17 protein-coding genes are annotated in these 18,512 nt (G+C 70.2%); 1 reads left to right on the forward strand and 16 read right to left on the reverse strand.

The genetic code is table 11. The annotated features are described in order from the left end of the window. Positions 1-137: 137 nt before the first annotated feature. From ABD346_RS29540 to ABD346_RS29565, 6 genes are all read right to left on the reverse strand, one after another. Positions 138-1,838: a beta-N-acetylhexosaminidase gene (locus ABD346_RS29540; protein WP_381226966.1), complete on the reverse strand. Its 1,701-nt coding sequence runs from the start codon at positions 1,836-1,838 to the stop codon at positions 138-140. A gap of 829 nt (positions 1,839-2,667) precedes the next feature. Next, positions 2,668-3,543, reverse strand: coding sequence for a carbohydrate ABC transporter permease (locus ABD346_RS29545; RefSeq protein ID WP_344379042.1), 876 nt, complete (start codon positions 3,541-3,543; stop codon positions 2,668-2,670). Between the two features lie 29 nt (positions 3,544-3,572). After that, positions 3,573-4,487 carry a carbohydrate ABC transporter permease gene (locus ABD346_RS29550; RefSeq protein ID WP_344379134.1) on the reverse strand — a complete coding sequence of 305 codons (915 nt, stop codon included), beginning with the start codon at positions 4,485-4,487 and terminating at the stop codon, positions 3,573-3,575. A 32-nt stretch (positions 4,488-4,519) separates the two neighbouring features. Then, the gene (locus tag ABD346_RS29555; RefSeq protein WP_344379044.1) at positions 4,520-5,845 is read right to left on the reverse strand and encodes an extracellular solute-binding protein; all 1,326 of its coding nucleotides are present in this window, start codon (positions 5,843-5,845) and stop codon (positions 4,520-4,522) included. A 189-nt stretch (positions 5,846-6,034) separates the two neighbouring features. Beyond that, the gene (locus ABD346_RS29560; RefSeq protein WP_078966510.1) at positions 6,035-6,322 is read right to left on the reverse strand and encodes a DUF3039 domain-containing protein; all 288 of its coding nucleotides are present in this window, start codon (positions 6,320-6,322) and stop codon (positions 6,035-6,037) included. A gap of 55 nt (positions 6,323-6,377) precedes the next feature. Beyond that, positions 6,378-6,938, reverse strand: coding sequence for a YqgE/AlgH family protein (locus ABD346_RS29565; RefSeq protein WP_344379047.1), 561 nt, complete (start codon positions 6,936-6,938; stop codon positions 6,378-6,380). A 294-nt stretch (positions 6,939-7,232) separates the two neighbouring features. On the opposite strand from ABD346_RS29565, the gene murA reads away from it, so the two are divergent. Beyond that, positions 7,233-8,573, forward strand: a complete 1,341-nt coding sequence (gene murA, locus ABD346_RS29570) for a UDP-N-acetylglucosamine 1-carboxyvinyltransferase (RefSeq protein ID WP_189966167.1) — start codon at positions 7,233-7,235, stop codon at positions 8,571-8,573. Between the two features lie 213 nt (positions 8,574-8,786). Here the strand turns inward: murA and ABD346_RS29575 are convergent, their stop codons facing one another. From ABD346_RS29575 to ABD346_RS29620, 10 genes are all read right to left on the reverse strand, one after another. Beyond that, positions 8,787-9,068 carry an HU family DNA-binding protein gene (locus ABD346_RS29575; protein ID WP_003968811.1) on the reverse strand — a complete coding sequence of 94 codons (282 nt, stop codon included), beginning with the start codon at positions 9,066-9,068 and terminating at the stop codon, positions 8,787-8,789. Between the two features lie 369 nt (positions 9,069-9,437). Next, on the reverse strand, positions 9,438-10,871 hold the full coding sequence (locus ABD346_RS29580) for an NAD-dependent malic enzyme (protein ID WP_344379049.1): 1,434 nt from the start codon (positions 10,869-10,871) through the stop codon (positions 9,438-9,440). A gap of 396 nt (positions 10,872-11,267) precedes the next feature. Continuing rightward, complete coding sequence (locus ABD346_RS29585; RefSeq protein WP_344379050.1) at positions 11,268-13,664, reverse strand: HelD family protein; 2,397 nt, start codon at positions 13,662-13,664, stop codon at positions 11,268-11,270. Positions 13,665-13,781: 117 nt separating this feature from the next. Then, positions 13,782-14,543, reverse strand: coding sequence for an anti-sigma factor family protein (locus ABD346_RS29590; protein ID WP_344379052.1), 762 nt, complete (start codon positions 14,541-14,543; stop codon positions 13,782-13,784). Next, a complete protein-coding gene (locus tag ABD346_RS29595) occupies positions 14,540-15,127 on the reverse strand; it encodes a sigma-70 family RNA polymerase sigma factor (protein WP_078966511.1) in 588 nt (195 codons plus the stop codon). Before ABD346_RS29595 ends, ABD346_RS29590 begins: the two co-directional genes overlap by 4 nt. A gap of 92 nt (positions 15,128-15,219) precedes the next feature. Beyond that, the gene (locus ABD346_RS29600; RefSeq protein ID WP_344379053.1) at positions 15,220-15,780 is read right to left on the reverse strand and encodes a CGNR zinc finger domain-containing protein; all 561 of its coding nucleotides are present in this window, start codon (positions 15,778-15,780) and stop codon (positions 15,220-15,222) included. A 163-nt stretch (positions 15,781-15,943) separates the two neighbouring features. Continuing rightward, a complete protein-coding gene (locus ABD346_RS29605) occupies positions 15,944-16,300 on the reverse strand; it encodes a hypothetical protein (protein WP_344379054.1) in 357 nt (118 codons plus the stop codon). Positions 16,301-16,666: 366 nt separating this feature from the next. Next, a complete protein-coding gene (locus ABD346_RS29610) occupies positions 16,667-16,963 on the reverse strand; it encodes a hypothetical protein (RefSeq protein ID WP_344379055.1) in 297 nt (98 codons plus the stop codon). A 358-nt stretch (positions 16,964-17,321) separates the two neighbouring features. Further along, on the reverse strand, positions 17,322-17,675 hold the full coding sequence (locus ABD346_RS29615; RefSeq protein WP_344379056.1) for a hypothetical protein: 354 nt from the start codon (positions 17,673-17,675) through the stop codon (positions 17,322-17,324). A gap of 270 nt (positions 17,676-17,945) precedes the next feature. Next, a complete protein-coding gene (locus ABD346_RS29620; RefSeq protein WP_189966155.1) occupies positions 17,946-18,188 on the reverse strand; it encodes a hypothetical protein in 243 nt (80 codons plus the stop codon). Positions 18,189-18,512: the final 324 nt, after the last annotated feature.

Consider the following 18,512-nt stretch of genomic DNA (forward strand, 5'->3'; position numbering starts at 1 on the left):
TTATGCGGTACGCCTTGTTCCGCACGCCGGGTGTTCGTCACAGCGGTCTTCCTCGCAGCCGGACGCGGCCGGGGCGGCCGTGACCTGGGGTCACGCTCCCAGGGACACGGCCTCCGAGCACCCCCTTGGGCCAGGGCTCACCTGTTTGGGGGCGCCCCCTCGATCGGGCGTCCGAGCACACCTGGGCGCTGTTGCCACGGCAACGGGCCGGTGGGCGGACGGTAGTCGACGCCGAGCGCGTCAAGTCGCTTGTAGTGGGCGGTCATTCGCCGATCGAAATCGGCGAAGTCGCGGTCGGCGGGGGCGGGCAGGGCGCTCCAGGCCACCTCGGCGAAGGCGGCGAGCCGGGGGAACACCTGGTAGTCGACGCGCGACTGGTTCTCCATCACCTCGGTCCACACGTTGGCCTGGGTGCCGAGGATGTGGGCGGCGGCCTCGGCGCCGAGCTGCGGCGGCACGGGCTCGAACCGGTAGACGTCCTCCAGGGTGCGTACGTATCCGATGGGCATGGGCTCGTCCTCGCCGCCGGCCTGGCGGTGGTCCAGGTAGACGTGCTGCTCGGGGCACATCACGACGTCGTGGCCGGCCTCGGCGGCCGCGATCCCGGCGCCGTAGCCCCGCCAGGACGACACGGCGGCGCCGGGCGCGAGGCCGCCCTCCAGGATCTCGTCCCACCCGATGAGCCGCCGCCCGCGCGCGCTCAGCCAGCTGTCGAAGTGCCGGATGAGCCAGGACTGGAGCTCGTTCTCACCGGCGAGCCCGAGCTCGCGGATCCGCTCCTGTACGAGGTCGGACTTCTGCCACTGCTCCTTGGGGCACTCGTCCCCGCCGATGTGAATGAACGGCGAGGTCTCCTCGGGGAACATCTCGAGGACCTCCTCCAGCACCCCTTCGTAGAAGCGGAGGGTGTTGTCAGTGGGGGCGAGTACGTTCGGATTGACGCCCCAGGTGTCCCAGACGGAGAGGGAGGCGGTGTCGATGACGTCGGTGTTGCCGAGTTCGGGGTACGCGGCGATGGCGGCCTGCGAGTGTCCCGGGATGTCGATCTCGGGGACCACGCGGATATGCCGCTCGGCGGCGTACGCGACGATCTCGCGGATGTCCTCCTGGGTGTAGTAGCCCCCGTGCGGCTTCTCGTCCCACAGGGGCGATGCGCGATGCCCCCACTTGGTACGACTGCGCCAGGCTCCGACGTCGGTGAGCCGCGGATACCGCTTGATCTCGATCCGCCACCCCTGATCGTCCGTCAGGTGGAAGTGGAAGACATTGAGCTTGTGGGCGGCGATGAGATCGAGGTAGCGCAGCACGCCGTCCTTGGGCATGAAGTGCCGCGAGACGTCGAGCATGAGCCCGCGCCAGGCGAAGCGGGGCCCGTCTTCGACGGTGACCCCGGGGAGGTCCCACTGCCGGGTGCTCTCCAGTGGGGCCCGGCGAAAGGCGTCCGGCCCGAGCAGCTGACGGAGCGTCTGCATCCCCCGGAACACGCCGGCCGCGCTGCCGCCCTCGATGAGTACGGCGACGTCGTCGACGGATCGGTCCGTGGAGAGCCGGTATCCCTCCGGGCCGTGCCGCCCCGCGACCTCCGGGCTGGTCCGCAGCACGATGCGGTCCCGCCCGACGGAGCCGTCGGGGAGCGCCAGCCCGGTGGCGGCCCCGATACCCCCTCGCAGAAGGGCGGCGAGGGGTTCGGTGCCGGGGGTGGTGTGGAGGGTGGTGTGGGGGTGCAGGGGGTGGCGGGTGGGGGGGCCTTGGGGCGTGTGGGGGGTGCTGGTACTGGTGGGGGCGGGGATGAGGCAGTGGGGGCTGTCGGGGCTGTCCGTGTCCGGGGCGCTGTCCATGGGGTTCCTTTCGTGCGGGTGTGGTGCGGTGTAGTGCGGGGCGATGCGGTGCATGCGTTGTGCGTACGGTGCGGCTTTTGTCCTTCCCCACCCCGCCCCTTCCCGAGACCCTCCCGGGGGGATTCAGCGTGGCTGACAGGCCGGCGGCCCTGCTCCTCAAACGCGGGAGGGGCTGGGTGAGTTCATGGGCGGCGGCTCGTGGGGCCCTGGTCGCGCAGTTCCCCGCGCCCCTGGCGGGACGAGGTCACCAGCCCGACACAGGCGCACCCACCTCGCCCCCTCCCAGCCCATCTCGCGCTGCCCATGGCGGCATACCCAGCCTGTCCGGCAGGCGAGGACGAACGCGCCGTTACGGCGGAATCTGGGCCTGAGGCACAGCCCCAGAGCTGAACGCTCTCCACCCTCGTCACACCTGAGCCGGTGAGCCAGAGCCTCCGAGTGGGGGCAAGGGGCGGAGTCCCCCGCAGGGCTCTGGGGCGCAACCCCCAGGAGACTCAGCCTCTCCCCTGCCACAGGCGGTGGGTCAGCGCACCCTGGGGTCCGGGGCGGAGTCCGCGAAAGGGGTGCAGGGGACGAAGTCCCCGCGGGGGTCCGGGGCGCAGCCCCAGGAGCCGGACCGTCCAATCCCCTGCACGGCCGGGTGGGTGGGCCAGCGCCCCCGGGGTCCGGGGCGGAGCCCCGCGGAGCCGGGCCTTCCAGGGCCGGGGCACGGGCGGGCGGGCAAACCCCGGGGGCCCGGGGCGCAGCCCCAGAAAGCCAGCACCTTCCACGCTGGGCAACGGGGGCCCAGCCCGACCCGCCCATCCTCCGAAACCGGCGGAGCCAAGCGTCACTTGACCGCACCCCCCACCCCCGAAACCAGCCTCCGCTGCACCAGCACGAAGAACACCAGCACCGGCAGCGTCATCACCGTCGACGCCGCCATGATCCCGCCCCAGTCGTTCTCGTCCGGCTTGAAGAAGACGAGCAGCGCCATGGGCAGCGTGGACTGCGACGTGTCGCTGATGATGAACGACTTCGCGAACAGGAAGTCGTTCCAGGCGGAGATGAAGGAGAAAACGCTCGTCGCCACCAGCCCCGGAAAAACCAGCGGGAACAGGATCTGCCAGAGGAACCGCGTCCGGCTCGCCCCGTCCAGCGCCGCCGCCTCCTCCAGCGCCACCGGCACCCCCTTCACGAACCCCCGCAGCATCCAGATCGCGAAGGGCAGCGAGAAGGCCAGGTGCGGCAGGATCAGCGAGCCGAGGGTGTTGAGCTGGCCCAGGTCCCGCATCAGGAAGAACAGCGGGATCGTCAGCGCCTCGACCGGCACCATCTGCGCCACCAGGAACATGATCAGCAGCGTGGTGCGGAACCTGAACCGGAAGCGCGTCACCGCCGTCGCCGCCAGGAAGGCGATCAGGGCCGAGAGCAGCACCACCGAGCCCGCCACCACCAGGCTGTTGAGGAAGTACCGCCCGAAGTCCTGCTGCGTGAAGACCCGGCGGAAGGAGTCGAGGGAGGGGGACAGCGTCCAGGGCCTGGGGTGCGCCGACTGCACCTCCCCCGCCGGTTTGAAGGCCGACAGCACCATCCAGTACAGGGGGAAGGCGACCACCACGGCCGCCACCAGCGCCACCGCCTCGGCAGCCAGCCGCCCCGGCCGGCGAACACGTAGAGCACGCGGAGCCCGTGGAAGACAGCGCGCACTGCGGGCACTTGACACACGTCGCACACGTTGAACACGTACGAAGCTCACAGCTCCTCCCCCCGCCCGCGCAGCACCCGCAGATACACCAGCGTCGCCGCCAGCAGGATGAGCAGCATCACCACGCCGATCGCCGAGCCGAGGCTGTACTGCGAGGACGCGAACGCCTTCTGGTACGCGTACACGTTCAGGACCAGGTTCTGGCCCGCGATCCCGCCCCCGTTCGTCATGACGTAGATCTGCGTGAACACCTTGAAGTCCCAGATCACGGACTGGATCGTGACGACCGTGAGGATCGGTCGCAGCATCGGGACCATGACGGACCGCCAGATCCGCCACTGCGAGGCCCCGTCGAGCGCGGCCGCCTCCAGGACCTCGCCCGGGATCGCGCGGATCCCGGCGTACACCGTGACCATCACGAACGGGAAGGAGCACCACACCACTTCGAGCAGCACGAGCAGGAACGCGCTGTAGCGGCCGTACGTCCACGAGTGGTCGCCGAGGCCCAGGACCCGGTTGACCGGGCCGAAGTCCGGGTCGAACAGGAACATCCACACCGTCGAGCCGGTGATCGCGGGCGTCGCCCACGCGCCGAGCGCGGCCAGCATCAGCGCGAGCCGGGGCAGCGCCCGTACGCGTGTGAGCAGCACCGCGAGCGCGCAGCCCACCGCGAGAGTGCTCAGCACGCAGGCCGCCGCGAAGACGACCGTGGCGAGCAGCACCGACCAGAACTGGCTGTCCGAGAAGAGCGCGGAGTAGTTGCCAAGGCCCTGGAAGCTGGTCGGCTCACCGCCGCTGACCTGGGCCTGGGTGTACTCCAGGAAGGAGATCAGGCCGAGTTGGTAGATCGGGTAGACGAGCAGCGCGCCGAGGACGGCGAGGGCCGGGGCCAGGTAGAGCCATGGGGTCCAACCCGCCTGCCGGTGCGAGCGGCGGCCCGGCGCCGACTTCGCCACCGGCATCCGTACGGCGTCCCGGGTGGCGGTCGCGGGGCTCAACCCGCCGCCCCGAACACGTCGTTCATCTTCTTCGCCGCGTCCGCCGACGCCTTCGCGACGTCCTTCTTGCCGCTGACGATCTCCTGGAACATCGTCGGCAGCACGAGCGAGGAGTCGATCTGGCCCCAACCGGGCGACGCGGGAACGAACTTGGCGCCCGCCGCCAGGCTGCGTACGAACGGCTCGACGAACGGCTGCTTCTTCGCGACCTCCGCCCGTACGTCGGTGTACGTCGGCAGGAAGCCCATCGCGTCGAACAGCTCGCGCTGGGTGGCCTTGCCGGCGAGCTGCTCCATGAGCCCGACCGCGAGCGTGCGGTGCGAACTGCTCTTCAGTACGCCGATGTTGTTGCCGCCCGCGAAGGCCGGGGCGACCGAGCCCGGCGCGATGCCCGGCAGCGGCACGACCGCGTATTTGCCCTTGACGGTGCCCGCCTCGACGGCCGCGTGGTTGAAGTCGCCGCCGATCGCCATGGCCGCCTTGCCGTTCGCGAAGGCGGTGACGGTGGCGTTGCCGCCCATCTGCGCGCACTTGGCGGCGGGGCAGTTGGCGTCGCCGAAGAGCGAGGTGTAGGCCGCGATGCCCTTGCGGGAGGCTTCGCCGTCGATCGCCGAGGTGTATTTTCCGCCGTTCTCGGTGGCCAGTTCGCCACCGTCGGCCCACAGGAACGGCAGCGCGCCGTACGTGTAGGCGCCGCCCACCGCCAGCCCGTAGAGGTCGGGCTTCGCCTGGTGGATCTTCTTCGCGGTCGCGATCAGTTCGTCCTGGGTTCCGGGCACGGCGAGGCCGAGGTCCTTGAGGACGTCGGTGCGGTAGTAGAGGGCGCGTACGCCCACGAACAGCGGGGCACCGTAGACCTTTCCGCCCACGGTGACGGACTGCTTCGCCGTCGGGTCGGTGTCCTTCGCCTCGGTCCAGGCGGCGAACTCGGCGCTCACATCGGCGAGTCCGCCGTCCTTCACATAGCCGGCCGTGTCGGTGTTGCCGTACTCGATCAGGTCGGGCGCGGAGGCGGGGTCGTTGAAGGCGGCCTTGATCTTCTGGGCGCGGGTGTCGACGGGTATGTACTCGACCTGCACGTCGGCGCCCTTGTGCGCCTTTTCGAAGGCGGCCACGGCCTTGTCCACCACCTGTTGTTTGGGGCCGTTGCTCACCTCCTGGAAGAGCCAGACCCGCAGGGTGCCGCTCTTGTCGTCGCTCCTGGCGCTGTTGTCGGACGTCTGCGGGGCGCAGGCGGCCAGGCCGGCGAGGGCGAGTGCCGCCACTGGCAGGGCGGTCAGAGCGGCTCGGGTGGTTCGGGCGGTTCGGGCAGTGAGCTTCACGGCAGAGATCCTCCCCATGGCCGTTGCAACATACGCAACGCGCGTTTCGCATACTGCACAACAGGGAGGAGGTTATGGCGGAGGCAAAGCCCCCGGCAAGAGGTCTGGACAACCCGGCACACACAAAACGGCCCCCTGGGTGTGCGTCACGCACACCCAGGGGGCCGCTGAGGCCATCCGGTCCGGAGGCTACTTCTTGTCCTTGCCGCCCTTGTCCTTGTCGCCACCGGCGCCCATGGACTCGTAGATCTCCTTGCACATCGGGCAGACCGGGTACTTCTTCGGGTCGCGCCCCGGCACCCAGACCTTGCCGCAGAGCGCGACGACGGGCGTGCCGTCCAGCGCGCTCGCCATGATCTTGTCCTTCTGGACGTAGTGGGCGAAGCGCTCGTGGTCGCCGTCGCCGTTCGACACCTGGGGTGTCGGCTCTACGAGGGTCCCCGTACCTGCCCCGCGCTCGGGCTCAAGAGTGCTCATAACCACCAAGGGTACTGAAGGCAACCGGATTGAGTGGAGGCGCGTCGCCGGGGCGTCAATTGAGTGAGGGATCGTCCGGATAGGTGGCGATCATCGCGAGCTCGCTGCGCTGGCGGCGCAGCACCGCCCGCCACAGGCTCTCGGGTTCCGGGGACGAGACGTCACCGGGCTCCGACTCGACCACGTACCAGGCGCCGTCGGTGAGCTCGTCCTCCAGCTGGCCGGGGCCCCAGCCCGCGTACCCGGCGAAGATCCGCAGCGAGCCGAGGGCGGCGGCGAGCAGTTCGGGCGGCGCCTCCAGGTCGACCAGGCCGATCGCCCCGTACACCCGCCGCCAGCCCAGCGGGCCCTCGTCGCCGGGGATGACGGCCACGCCGAGGGCCGAGTCGAGCGAGACCGGGCCGCCCTGGAAGACCACACCGGGCTCGCCGGCCAGTCCCGCCCAGGGCTCCAGGATGTCGCCGACGCCGACCGGGGTCGGCCGGTTCAGGACCACGCCGAGCGTGCCCTCCTCGTCGTGGTCGAGGAGCAGCACCACCGCGCGGTCGAAGTTCGGATCCGCGAGCGCGGGGGTCGCGACGAGCAGCCGCCCGGTGAGCGAGGACACCTCGGTCATGCGGACATGATCCCGCATAAGTGGGCCGTTCGGATAGGAAGGCGCCGGGCGAAGCGCGACGTTGAGGGGCAGCGGCCGGGTGACACGAGGGCGCACGGCAGCAGGAGGGCGTCTTCCCTCGTGCGCCCCCGGAAGAGCACCGGGACAGGTGACGCTGCGCTGAACTCCCTGCGCGGAGCGTGCTGTAGCGAATTCATTACCTTCGTGAACCCTCCTCGGCCTTACGGGGCAGGGGTGAAAGCCCCTTACCCTTTATCCCTGCCCCTTGCCCGACCACTCCGGAACGCGAGATTCATGACCGGCACAGACGATGTACTGCTTGTCCACGGCGGAACCCCGCTCGAGGGCGAGATCCGCGTCCGCGGCGCGAAGAACCTCGTGCCGAAGGCGATGGTCGCCGCCCTTCTCGGCAGCGGCCCGAGCAGACTGCGCAATGTGCCCGACATCCGCGACGTGCGCGTCGTACGGGGCCTGCTGCAGCTGCACGGCGTCACCGTCCGCCCAGGCGACGAGCCGGGCGAGCTGATCCTCGACCCGTCCCACGTCGAGTCCGCCAACGTCGCCGACATCGACGCGCACGCGGGTTCCTCGCGGATCCCGATCCTGCTGTGCGGCCCGCTTCTGCACCGGCTGGGCCACGCCTTCATCCCGGGCCTCGGCGGCTGCGACATCGGCGGCCGGCCCATCGACTTCCACTTCGAGGTGCTGCGCCAGTTCGGCGCGACCATCGAGAAGCGCGCGGACGGCCAGTACCTGGAGGCCCCCCAGCGCCTTCGCGGCTGCAAGATCCGGCTGCCCTACCCCTCGGTCGGCGCGACCGAGCAGGTGCTGCTCACCGCGGTGCTCGCGGAGGGTGTGACCGAGCTCTCCAACGCCGCGGTCGAGCCGGAGATCGAGGACCTCATCTGCGTCCTGCAGAAGATGGGCGCGATCATCGCCATGGACACCGACCGGACCATCCGCGTCACCGGTGTCGACAAGCTCGGCGGCTACACCCACCGCGCCCTCTCGGACCGCCTGGAGGCCGCCTCGTGGGCGTCCGCCGCGCTGGCGACCGAGGGCAACATCTACGTCCGCGGCGCCCAGCAGCGCTCGATGATGACGTTCCTGAACACCTACCGGAAGGTCGGCGGCGCCTTCGAGATCGACGACGAGGGCATCCGCTTCTGGCACCCCGGCGGCTCGCTCAAGTCCATCGCCCTCGAAACGGACGTGCACCCCGGCTTCCAGACCGACTGGCAGCAGCCGCTGGTCGTCGCCCTCACCCAGGCCACCGGCCTGTCCATCGTCCACGAGACGGTGTACGAGTCGCGGCTCGGCTTCACCTCGGCGCTGAACCAGATGGGCGCGCACATCCAGCTGTACCGCGAGTGCCTGGGCGGCTCGGACTGCCGCTTCGGCCAGCGCAACTTCCTGCACTCCGCGGTCGTGAGCGGCCCCACGAAGCTCCAGGGCGCCGACCTGATCATCCCGGACCTCCGGGGCGGCTTCTCGTACCTCATCGCCGCCCTGGCGGCCCAGGGCACGTCCCGCGTCCATGGCATCGACCTGATCAACCGCGGCTACGAGAACTTCATGGAGAAGCTGGAGAGTCTCGGGGCAAAGGTCGAGCTCCCCAACGGTTCGCTGGTCTGATCTCCGCCCGGGGATTGCCCCAGGCCCCGTATCGCCCCTGGCAGGGTGCATCCCGCCAGGGGCGCGGGGAACTGCGCGACCAGCCACCGACGGCCCGCGGTCGAAACCCCTCGCTTCCCGCGGAGCGATACGCACGCAAAAGGGCGGCCACCCTGTTCCCAGGGTGGCCGCCCTCAGCGTTGCTGCCAAGCGGCCTTGCAGAGCAAGGAACGCTTACTTGCCCTTGGCGGCTTCCTTGAGCTTCGAGCCCGCGGAGACCTTCACGCTGTAGCCGGCCGGGATGTTGATCGGGTCGCCGGTCTGCGGGTTACGAGCGGTACGAGCGGCACGGTGGGTGCGCTCGAAGGTCAGGAAGCCGGGGATGGTGACCTTCTCGTCGCCCTTGGCGACGATCTCGCCGACGGTCTCGGCGAGAGCGGCCAGCACGGCGTCGGCGTCCTTGCGGGTCACCTCGGCGCGGTCGGCCAGCGCGGCCACCAGCTCACTGCGGTTCATGTTCTTACTCCCGTGTTCTTCTTGCCTGTGAGGCGTGCCACGCGGCGGAAGCCGCATGTTGGGTACAGCGAAGCCGATGCTGCCAGGGCCCTCGGACAGTCCCCGCACCCGGGTCACGACCCTCGCGTCCATGGGGGTCCCCCCTGGACGAAGTCCTTGGGGAAGCATCCTGCCCCCACCTACGGCGGGAAAGCCAATCCGGCACCCTCCCGAGTCACCCTGAGTCACACGAAAAGCGCCACTGCCTCATCGAGGTGACGCTCCGTCGACAGGGTGAGAACTCCCGGGCCGGGGCCGGTGCGGATGCGGGTCATGGTCCGTCACCCTAAGGGGGCGTTACTTGGCCCGCATCCCGCGACGCGCCGGAGCTCAGGCCGACGTGGGCGCCGTCACAGCGCCCCCGGCGGCCTTGGCGGCGTTGCGGACGGCTCCCGCGACCGCTCCGGCGACCTTGTCGTTGAAGACCGACGGGATGATGTAGTTCGCGTTGAGCTCGTCCTCGGCGACGACGTCCGCGAGCGCGCCGGCCGCGGCCAGCATCATCTCGGTGTTGACCGTGCGGGACTGGGCGTCCAGGAGGCCCCGGAAGACGCCCGGGAAGACCAGCACGTTGTTGATCTGGTTGGGGAAGTCCGAGCGGCCGGTGGCCACAACTGCCGCGCTCTGGCGGGCGATCGCTGGGTCGACCTCCGGGTCCGGGTTCGCGAGCGCGAACACGATCGCGCCGTCGGCCATCGCCGCGACGTCGTCCCCGCCAAGGACGTTGGGGGCGGAGACGCCGATGAAGACGTCGGCGCCGACCACGGCCTCCTTGAGCGTGCCGGTCAGGCCCTCGGGGTTGGTGTTGTCGGCGATCCAGCGCAGCGCGGACTCGGGGCTCGCGCTGATCAGATCGTCGCGCCCGGCGTGCACCACGCCGTGGATGTCGGCGACGACGGCGTTCTTGACACCGGCCGCGAGCAGCAGCTTGAGGATGGCGGTACCGGCCGCGCCGGCGCCGGACATGACGACGCGTACGTCGCCAATTCCCTTGCCCACCACGCGAAGTGCGTTGGTCAGCGAGGCGAGCACCACGATCGCGGTGCCGTGCTGGTCGTCGTGGAAGACGGGGATGTCGAGGGCCTCGCGCAGGCGGGCCTCGATCTCGAAGCAGCGGGGCGCGGAGATGTCTTCGAGGTTGATGCCCGCGAAGCCGGGGGCGATCGCCTTGACGATCTCGACGATGGCGTCGGTGTCCTGGGTGTCCAGGCAGATGGGCCACGCGTCGATGCCGGCGAAGCGCTTGAAGAGGGCCGCCTTGCCCTCCATGACGGGCAGCGCGGCCATCGGGCCGATGTTGCCGAGGCCGAGTACCGCGGAGCCGTCCGTCACGACTGCGACGGAGTTGCGCTTGATGGTGAGGCGCCGGGCGTCCTCGGGGTTCTCGGCGATCGCCATGCACACGCGGGCCACGCCCGGGGTGTAGATCATGGAGAGGTCGTCACGGTTGCGGATGGGGTGCTTCGACTGCATCTCGATCTTGCCGCCGAGGTGCATCAGGAACGTACGGTCGGAGACCTTGCCGAGGGTGACGCCCTCGATGCCGCGCAACTCCTCGACGATCTCGTCGGCGTGCGCGGTGGAGGTGGCCGCGATGGTGACGTCGATCCGCAGCTTCTCGTGGCCGGAGGCGGTCACGTCGAGGCCGGTCACCGACCCGCCGGAGGACTCCACGGCGGTGGTGAGCTGGGAGACCGCCGTGCCGCTGGCGGGCACCTCAAGACGGACCGTCATCGAGTACGAGACGCTGGGCGCCGTTGCCATGACCGTGTTCCTCTGCTTTCCCTAGCTTCGTTGCTAGCACCGCCCCGGCTGTGGCGCGGCGGTGCCATCCGATGGTCGCACCTACTGGCTGGTAGCCGATAATGGACGACCCCTTTCGGAAAGTTGTTTCCACCATACGAGAAAGTCACGGTCCGGCGGAAGACCCTTCCGGAGACCTGCGGGCGCCCGCACCAACGACAACAGGCCCACGCCATCCGAAGATGACGTGGGCCTGTCGCTCACGTTAATGACACCGACCCGCCATGCTCGCCTCGCGGCAAGTGGTCGCTCTGAGCGACTAAGGTTGGGCCCGGGGGCTTGGATCGAGCCGGTGCCACACCCAGGCTAACAAACCACCCCGGCAAGTGATCCCCGCATCGCGAGTTGACCCCGAATTTAATCCCGGAGCAGGTCGGGCACCCCGTCCGTGTCGGGCTCGTCCCGCTCGCCGGAGACGACCGTGAGCTGCTGCGTCGCCCGGGTCAACGCCACGTACAGCACCCGCAGTCCGGCCGGGGACTCGTCCGCGATCTCGGCCGGGGAGACGACCACCGTGGCGTCGTACTCCAGGCCCTTGGCCTCCAGGCTGCCCAGCGCCACCACCCTGTCGCCGAGCCCCGCGAGCCAGCGCGCGGCCTGTTCGCGGCGGCGCATCGCGACGACCACGCCGACCGTTCCGTCCACCTGGTCGAGCAGCCGCGCCGCCTCCTCCCGCACGGAGCGGGCGAGGTCCCCGTCGCGTACGACCGCGAACCGCGGCTGGACTCCCGTCGAGCGGACGGCGGCCGGGGACTTCATGCCGGGCATCGCCAACGCCAGCACCTTGGCGGCCAGTTCGGCGATCTCGGCCGGATTGCGGTAGTTGACGGTCAACTCGAAACGGCGGCGCGGGCGGCTGCCCAGCGCCTCGTCGCGGGCCTCGGCGGCCTCGTCCGGGTCGGACCACGAGGACTGCGCCGGGTCGCCCACGACCGTCCAGGTGGCGGTGCGCCCGCGCCGGCCGACCATCCGCCACTGCATGGGGGTCAGGTCCTGCGCCTCGTCGACGATGACGTGCGCGTACTCGGTACGTTCCTGGGCGAGCCGCTCGGCGCGTTCGCGCTGGGTCTCCTCGCGGTGCGGCATCAGCTCTTCGAGGCCGGTGAGCGCGTCGAGCGGGTCGTACTCGCGCTTCTTCTTCGGCCGGGCCGGGGCGCCGAGCAGCGTCTCCAGCTCGTCGAGCAGGGCCACGTCGTGCACGGAGAAGGCACCGTCGGCGGTGCGCGCGAGCGAGCGGGCCAGGCGCCGCACCTCGCCCTGGTTGAGGACCCGGCGGGCCCAGCGCGACAGGCGCTTCTCGTCGGCCATCGCGGCGAGCACCCCGCGCGGGGTGAGCTCGGGCCACCACGCGTCGAGGAAGGTGACGAAGGAGTCCTCGGAGGCGATGTCGTCGTCGAAGGAGGAGCGCAGCTCGGCGGCCAGCTCGGGGTCCGTGTGCCGTCCGTTCGCGCCCGACTTCGACCACAGGGCGTCGAGCAGCAGCCTGCGGGCGCGCGGGCGCAGCAGGTTGACGGGAGCGGTGCCGCCGAGCACGTTCTGGCGGATGCGCCGCAGCTCCTCGCCCTCCAGCTCGATGCGCGCACCGAAGGCGACGACGCGCAGCCGCTGGGCGGGCTGCTGGGCGGGCGCCTCGTCACCACCGAGAGCGAGCTGCTCCCCGCCGCGGCGACGGGAGCGCCTGGGCTGCTCCCCCTGCCCTTCCAGGGCGCCCCTGGCGGCCCTGCGCAGGACGTGGAGCATGCGGGACGAGCCCTTGATCCTGGCAACCGCCGGGTCGTCGTACTCGGTGGCCTCCGCGCCGTCCACGAGGTTGCCGACCGCGCGGATCGCGACCTGGCCCTCCTCGCCGAGCGAGGGCAGCACGCCCTCGGTGTAGGCGACGAGCAGCGGCGTCGGCGAGACGATCAGGATGCCGCCCGCGTAGCGGCGCCGGTCCTGGTAGAGGAGGTAGGCCGCGCGGTGCAGCGCGACCGCCGTCTTGCCGGTGCCGGGACCGCCCTCGACGTACGTCACCGAAGCGGCGGGCGCGCGGATGACCAGGTCCTGCTCGGCCTGGATGGAGGCGACGATGTCCCGCATGGTGTGGCTGCGGGCCTGGCCGAGCGCGGCCATCAGGGCGCCGTCGCCGATCACGGGCAGCTCGGCGCCGTTCAGGGTCGCCCTGAGCTCCGGGCGCATCAGGTCGTCCTCGACGCCGAGCACCTTGCGGCCCTTGGAGCGGATGACCCGGCGGCGTACGACACGGCCCGGGTCGACCGGCGTCGAGCGGTAGAAGGGCGCCGCGGCCGGCGCCCGCCAGTCGATCACCAGCGGCGAGTAGTCGGCGTCCAGGACGCCGATCCGGCCGATGTGCAGGGTCTCGGCGATGTCGGCCGTGCCGTCGGGGCGCACGGCGTCCTCGGCCGGGTCGACCGAGGTGTACGCGCCGTCCGGGCCCTTCTTGCCGTCCTTGCCGAGCAGCAGGTCGATCCGGCCGAAGAGGAAGTCCTCGAACTCGTTGTTGAGCCGGTTGAGGTGGACCCCCGCCCGGAAGACCTGGGCATCGCGTTCGGCGAGCGCGCCGGGCGTGCCGACCTGCCCGCGCTTGGCGGCGTCGTTCATCAGGAACTCCGCCTCGTGGATCTTCTCCTCCAGGCGGCGGTACACCTGGTCGAGATGTACCTGTTCCCCAGCGATCTCGCGTTCCCGGACCGAATCCACAGCGGATTCGGCGGTACCGGAAGCGGTATCGACAGCGGCATCCTGCGCGGCCACCGAGGCCCCCTTCTGACGTGCATTGGGCAGCCGTCAACCGTACGCGAAGGGGGACCCGATGTCAGGCCACAATTTGGTGCCGAACCGCATGTCGGGACGGTCGTCCCGCCGCACGGCTCAGGCCGGGACGTCCACGAGCGCCTTCCCGTCGAACGTACGGACCTCGAAGTGGTCGATCTGGTCGCGGTTCATCGCGGTGCCGCCGTGCACATACAGCGGATACTTCGCCGACTCGTGCGGGCTGTCCTTGATCCCGTAGCCCCAGTTGGGCACCGCCCAGGACGTGACGGTCTCCTGGTCTCCGTTCTTGCCGACCGCGATCAGGCTGCACTTGAGCGGGCCCTTGACGTTCTTGAGCTCCAGGACGGTGTGGGTGCCCCACGCCTTCGCCTCGGTGCCGACGGTCGCGGTGACGTCGGTCTTCGGGTCGGTCGCGGAGACCTTCTGGGTCATGTGGTTGAAGAAGGCGTCCTCGGCCGGGCTGGTCGGGTGCGCCTCGGCGCTCTGGTGGGTGCCGGTGTCGCCGGAGGTCGCCACCACCGCGATCGCCGGGCCGCCGACGATCAGCGCGGCCGCGGCCGCCACCAGGTACGTGGTGCGCCGGCGGCGCTTGGCGCGCTGGGCCGCGACCTCGTTGATCAGGGTCGTGGTCATGCTGGGCGGCGCCGGGCGCAGCGGCTGGGCGGCGGGGCCCGGGAACTCCTTGAGGGTGGCCAGCATCGGCTCCATGCCGGCCAGGCCGTCGAGTTCCGCGGCACACAGGTCGCAGCCCGCGAGGTGCGCTTCGAAGGCGGTGGCCTCGGCGTCGTCCAGGATGCCGAGCGCGTACGCGCCGACAGCCTCGTGCAGCGAGCCTTCCGCGTAGTCCCCGGTCGTCATGTCGTCACCCCCCGTTCCTCCAGTGCGAGTTTCATGGAGCGCAGGGCGTAGAAGACGCGGGACCGCACGGTCCCGCTGGGTACGCCGAGCGCCTGGGCCGCCTCATTGACCGTACGTCCCTTGAAGTACGTCTCGACGAGGGCCTCCCGGTGGGCCGGGGTGAGGTCGTCGAGCGCATCGGAGAGGGTCATCAGCCACAACGCCTTGTCGATCTCGTCCTCCGCGGGCATGACCTCCAGCGGCGACGGATCGACCTCCTGCGGCCGGGCCTGCCGGCTGCGGTGGCCGTCGATGACGATGCGGCGCGCGACCGTCACCAGCCAGGGGCGGACCGAACCGGTGGCCCGATTGAGCTGACCGGCGTTCTTCCAGGCACGGATGAGCGTCTCCTGCACGACGTCCTCGGCCCGCTGCCGGTCGCCGGCGACGAGGCGCATGACGTACCCGAGCAGCGGCCCCGCGTGCTCGCGGTACAGCGCCCGCATCAGCTCCTCGTCGGGCACGGAGCGGTGCTTGGCCCCGCGAGGACGGTCATCGGCCACGGCGGCATCCTTGCGCAACCGGCACCTCCAGGTCGAGACCATCCCGGCGCGCGGCTGCGAGCCGGTTCATCTCTCCATACGGGCGGTTGTCGGGATCCATTCAAACGCGGGACGACTTTCTTCGCGCGGGTCCCTCAAGGCGCGGCGACGCGGCGCCGGTGCCGGGCCACCCGCTCGCGGTTTCCGCACACCTCGCTGGAGCACCAGCGGCGCCGGCGCCCGCGCGAGGTGTCGAGGTAGAGCAGCCGGCAGTTGTCGCCCTCGCACTGGCGGAGCCGGGCCCGGGCCTCGGGGTCGGTGAGCAGGTCGACGGCGTCCCGGGCGACCGCGGCGAGCAGTGCGCCGCATTCGGGGGCGCGGTTCAGGGTGCGTACGAGTCCGCCGTCGGCGCCCCGGATCGCGCGGACGCCCGGGGGCGCGGCGGCCGCTAGTGCGTTGACGCGGTCGAGGGCAGCGGGCGCGCCGTCGGCGGGGCCGCCGAGTTCGGCGTGGATCAACCGGCTGATGCAGCACCGGAGTTCGATGAATCGGACCGGCCAGTCGCGGCCCAGCCCGGTGAGCGGTGTGCCGCACGGGACCAGACCGGAGCGGAGCAGCCACTGGCCCAACTGTGCGGTGCTGTCGAGCTGTTCCCTCTCGTACGCCCCGGTCGCCAGCAGATCCAGACAGATCCGCCCCGGATCGAACCGCACCATGCGCCTGTCACCGCCTAGGGGGTTACCGGTGAGTGCCACCCCCCAGAGTGCCCGCCCGGGGCCTCCCCCGGAACCCCTCCTACCGGGCGGTTGCCGGTGCGAGGGGAACCGACGTCCGCGTCCGCTCCCTCGCAGCGGAGCCGCACCCTTCACCGGCGGCGCCTCAGAACTCGAAGTGCGGCACCTTGACGCCCTTGGGCAGCTTCACGTTGTTGGAGCAGTCCACGGTCGGCCCGACCTGCATGGTGGCCTGGTTCACCTTGGCGTCCCCGGGCATCACCACGTTCGGCCGGTCGGTCGTCGAGCATTCCTGCGTCTGCTTGATGCTGTAGCTGCCGTTCTTCTTGTCGATGTGAACGGTCTCGCTCTTGTGGATGCAGGTGGTCTCACCCGCGGGGGAGGTCTTGCACTCACCCTTGGGCTTGGGCGGCTCGGCGTGCGCCTGCGTGGCTCCGACGCAGATCACGGCGAGACTTCCGATGAGCCCCGAGACGGTTGCGATCTTCTGCCGACTGAACATGTGCTGCGTTCCTTTGCAGTCGAGGCCCGGGCGCCTGCGCCATGGATGTGGCGTGCACCCGAGCCTTGGGGGAATTCGAAATGCGGCGACGGCAGCGGTGCAGCCCGGGCGCGCACCCTGGTGGGTTTGTTGCGCGTCCGGGCTGCCCTTGCCGTTGAGGGTGTTGTCCGGCACACCGTCGAGCAATTCGAGCCGGTCCAGGAGACGGACATTCGAATCGCGCGACCCGCATTGCGGTGTTCTGCCGGATATCGATACGCCTTGTGGGGCTCAGTGCGGCGCGGGGCAGGGAATGTCCCGACCCGCCACCGCTGCGGCTACGGCCGCAGCTCCCCGAAATGTGCGCACCGAGCTCGGGGAATTTCTTTACTGACCTTCGCCGTCCGGGCCGTGGTCGCCACCGTCGTGGTCCCCACCGTGGTCGCCGTGGTCCTGGCCGTAGCTGACGCCGGCACCGTTCTCCGGGGCGAACACCGGCCCGCTGCCCCGGCCGTGGTGCTCGTCGCCGTCCCAGCCGCCGCCACCGTTGTTGGCCACCGCATTGGCCTGCGAGGAAGCGACCGCGGTGACCCCGCCGTCGTGGGCGAAGCTGACGCCGGCACCGAGGATGGACAGCCCCGCTACCGCTGCGGCTACGGCCGCAGCCCGCTGAAACTTGCGCATAATTCGACTCTTCCTTATCTGGGTGTGAAGCCCTGACCGGACTACTTAATGTGAGCATATACACACGGAGTGTGGTCATCTGGGATCTTTGGCCCCTTTCTGTGAGCCGTGTCGGCCATGGCAAGGCGCCCTTCGTCCACCCCGGACGAAGGGAATTGAGGGAGCTCGGTCGCGCTCACCGCTCCCCCGGGAAACGACATTTCCCCGGGGGTGAGTCACGGGCAGCGGAGGACGGTCACTCGTTTGCCCGCCGGACCGGAAACGGCGGATGGCCGGACCCGGTCGCCCGGTCCGGCCATCCGCCGTCGAAAAGCTGTCGAGAAAGCGAGGAAGGCGTCGGAGGATTCCGACTCCGCACTCAGCTCATCAGGCCAAGGGGATTGATGCCCGGCTCCTCGCCCCTTTCGGGCCCCGGGTTGTTGGGGGAACAGGTCACCTGGGGGCCGATCTGCATGTTCCCGCGGTTCAGCAGGCCCACGACGGGCAGCGACAGGGGCTCGGTCGGCACGCAGCCCTGCGCCTGGCGGAGGATGTACCCGCCACCGTCGGGCGCGCTGCCGACGAACCGCTGGATGCAGGTGGTGCTGCCCTGGGAGTCGTGGCTGCACACGCCCGCCCCCTCCGCGGCGTACGCCTGAGTGGCGCCGGCGCAGGTCACGACGAGGCCGCCGAGAAGCCCCGAGACGGCCGCGATCTTCTTCGCACTGAACATGTGATGCGTTTTCCTTTGTGAGGGGCGCCGGGGCGCCGCGAACCGTCCGCGCCGGGCCCTGGGCAGGCCGGAGAGCCGGGCTCCAGCGTCCGACCCATGTCCGGGACGTTCGGGTCCGTTTCGCTTACGAAGTGAAGGGCTTGCCTATTGCAGGCACGGTTACTGCAGTCGGCGGCCTCACGCTCCGGGTGGCCGCACAGGAACGGGCCCCCTCGGGGGTGACCCCGAAGGGGCCCGCGGAAAGCGTCGGGCTCGCTTACGCCACCGACCTCACCTGGTGAACGCGTTGTTGAACTGGCCGCAGGTGGTGCCCAAGGTGTCGGAGAGACCGAGCACGCTGAGCGGGGTGTTGGCCTCGGCCCCCGCCTGCGGGCTGCACTCCTGGTAGGGGCGGTAGTGGTCGTTCTGGTGCACGCCTTCATTGGCGGAGGCGGTACCGGCGCCGGCGCCGACTGCGGCCAGGCCGCCAGCCGCCGCCACTGCTGCGATCATGGCCTGCTGAAACTTACGCATGGAACCTCGGTCCTCCATTGCCTGTACATCGAGGTTGATTGCCCACCGTTACCGGTTGAACACAAACAGTAACGATGCATCTCCCCAGAGGGTGCGCCCTCTCGCCGACAATGACTCTGCGTGCACTCGAACAACGCGACGCCGTCGACCCCGGACCGCCCCTGGGCCGAGACTTGTCGGCCGGTCCCGCCGGATGCCCGGTGGACCGATTGGCTCACATCCGCCGATCACTCAATCCACTCAAAAGTGGTAACACATCATGTTCCGGGTGCCTCCGTTCGCGCTCGCGGCTTTCCCTTGAACGGGTCCGCCCGATCCGGGCTC

The organism is Streptomyces mauvecolor, assembly GCF_039532965.1.
In the GTDB taxonomy this organism is placed as follows: Bacteria; Actinomycetota; Actinomycetes; order Streptomycetales; family Streptomycetaceae; genus Streptomyces; species Streptomyces violascens.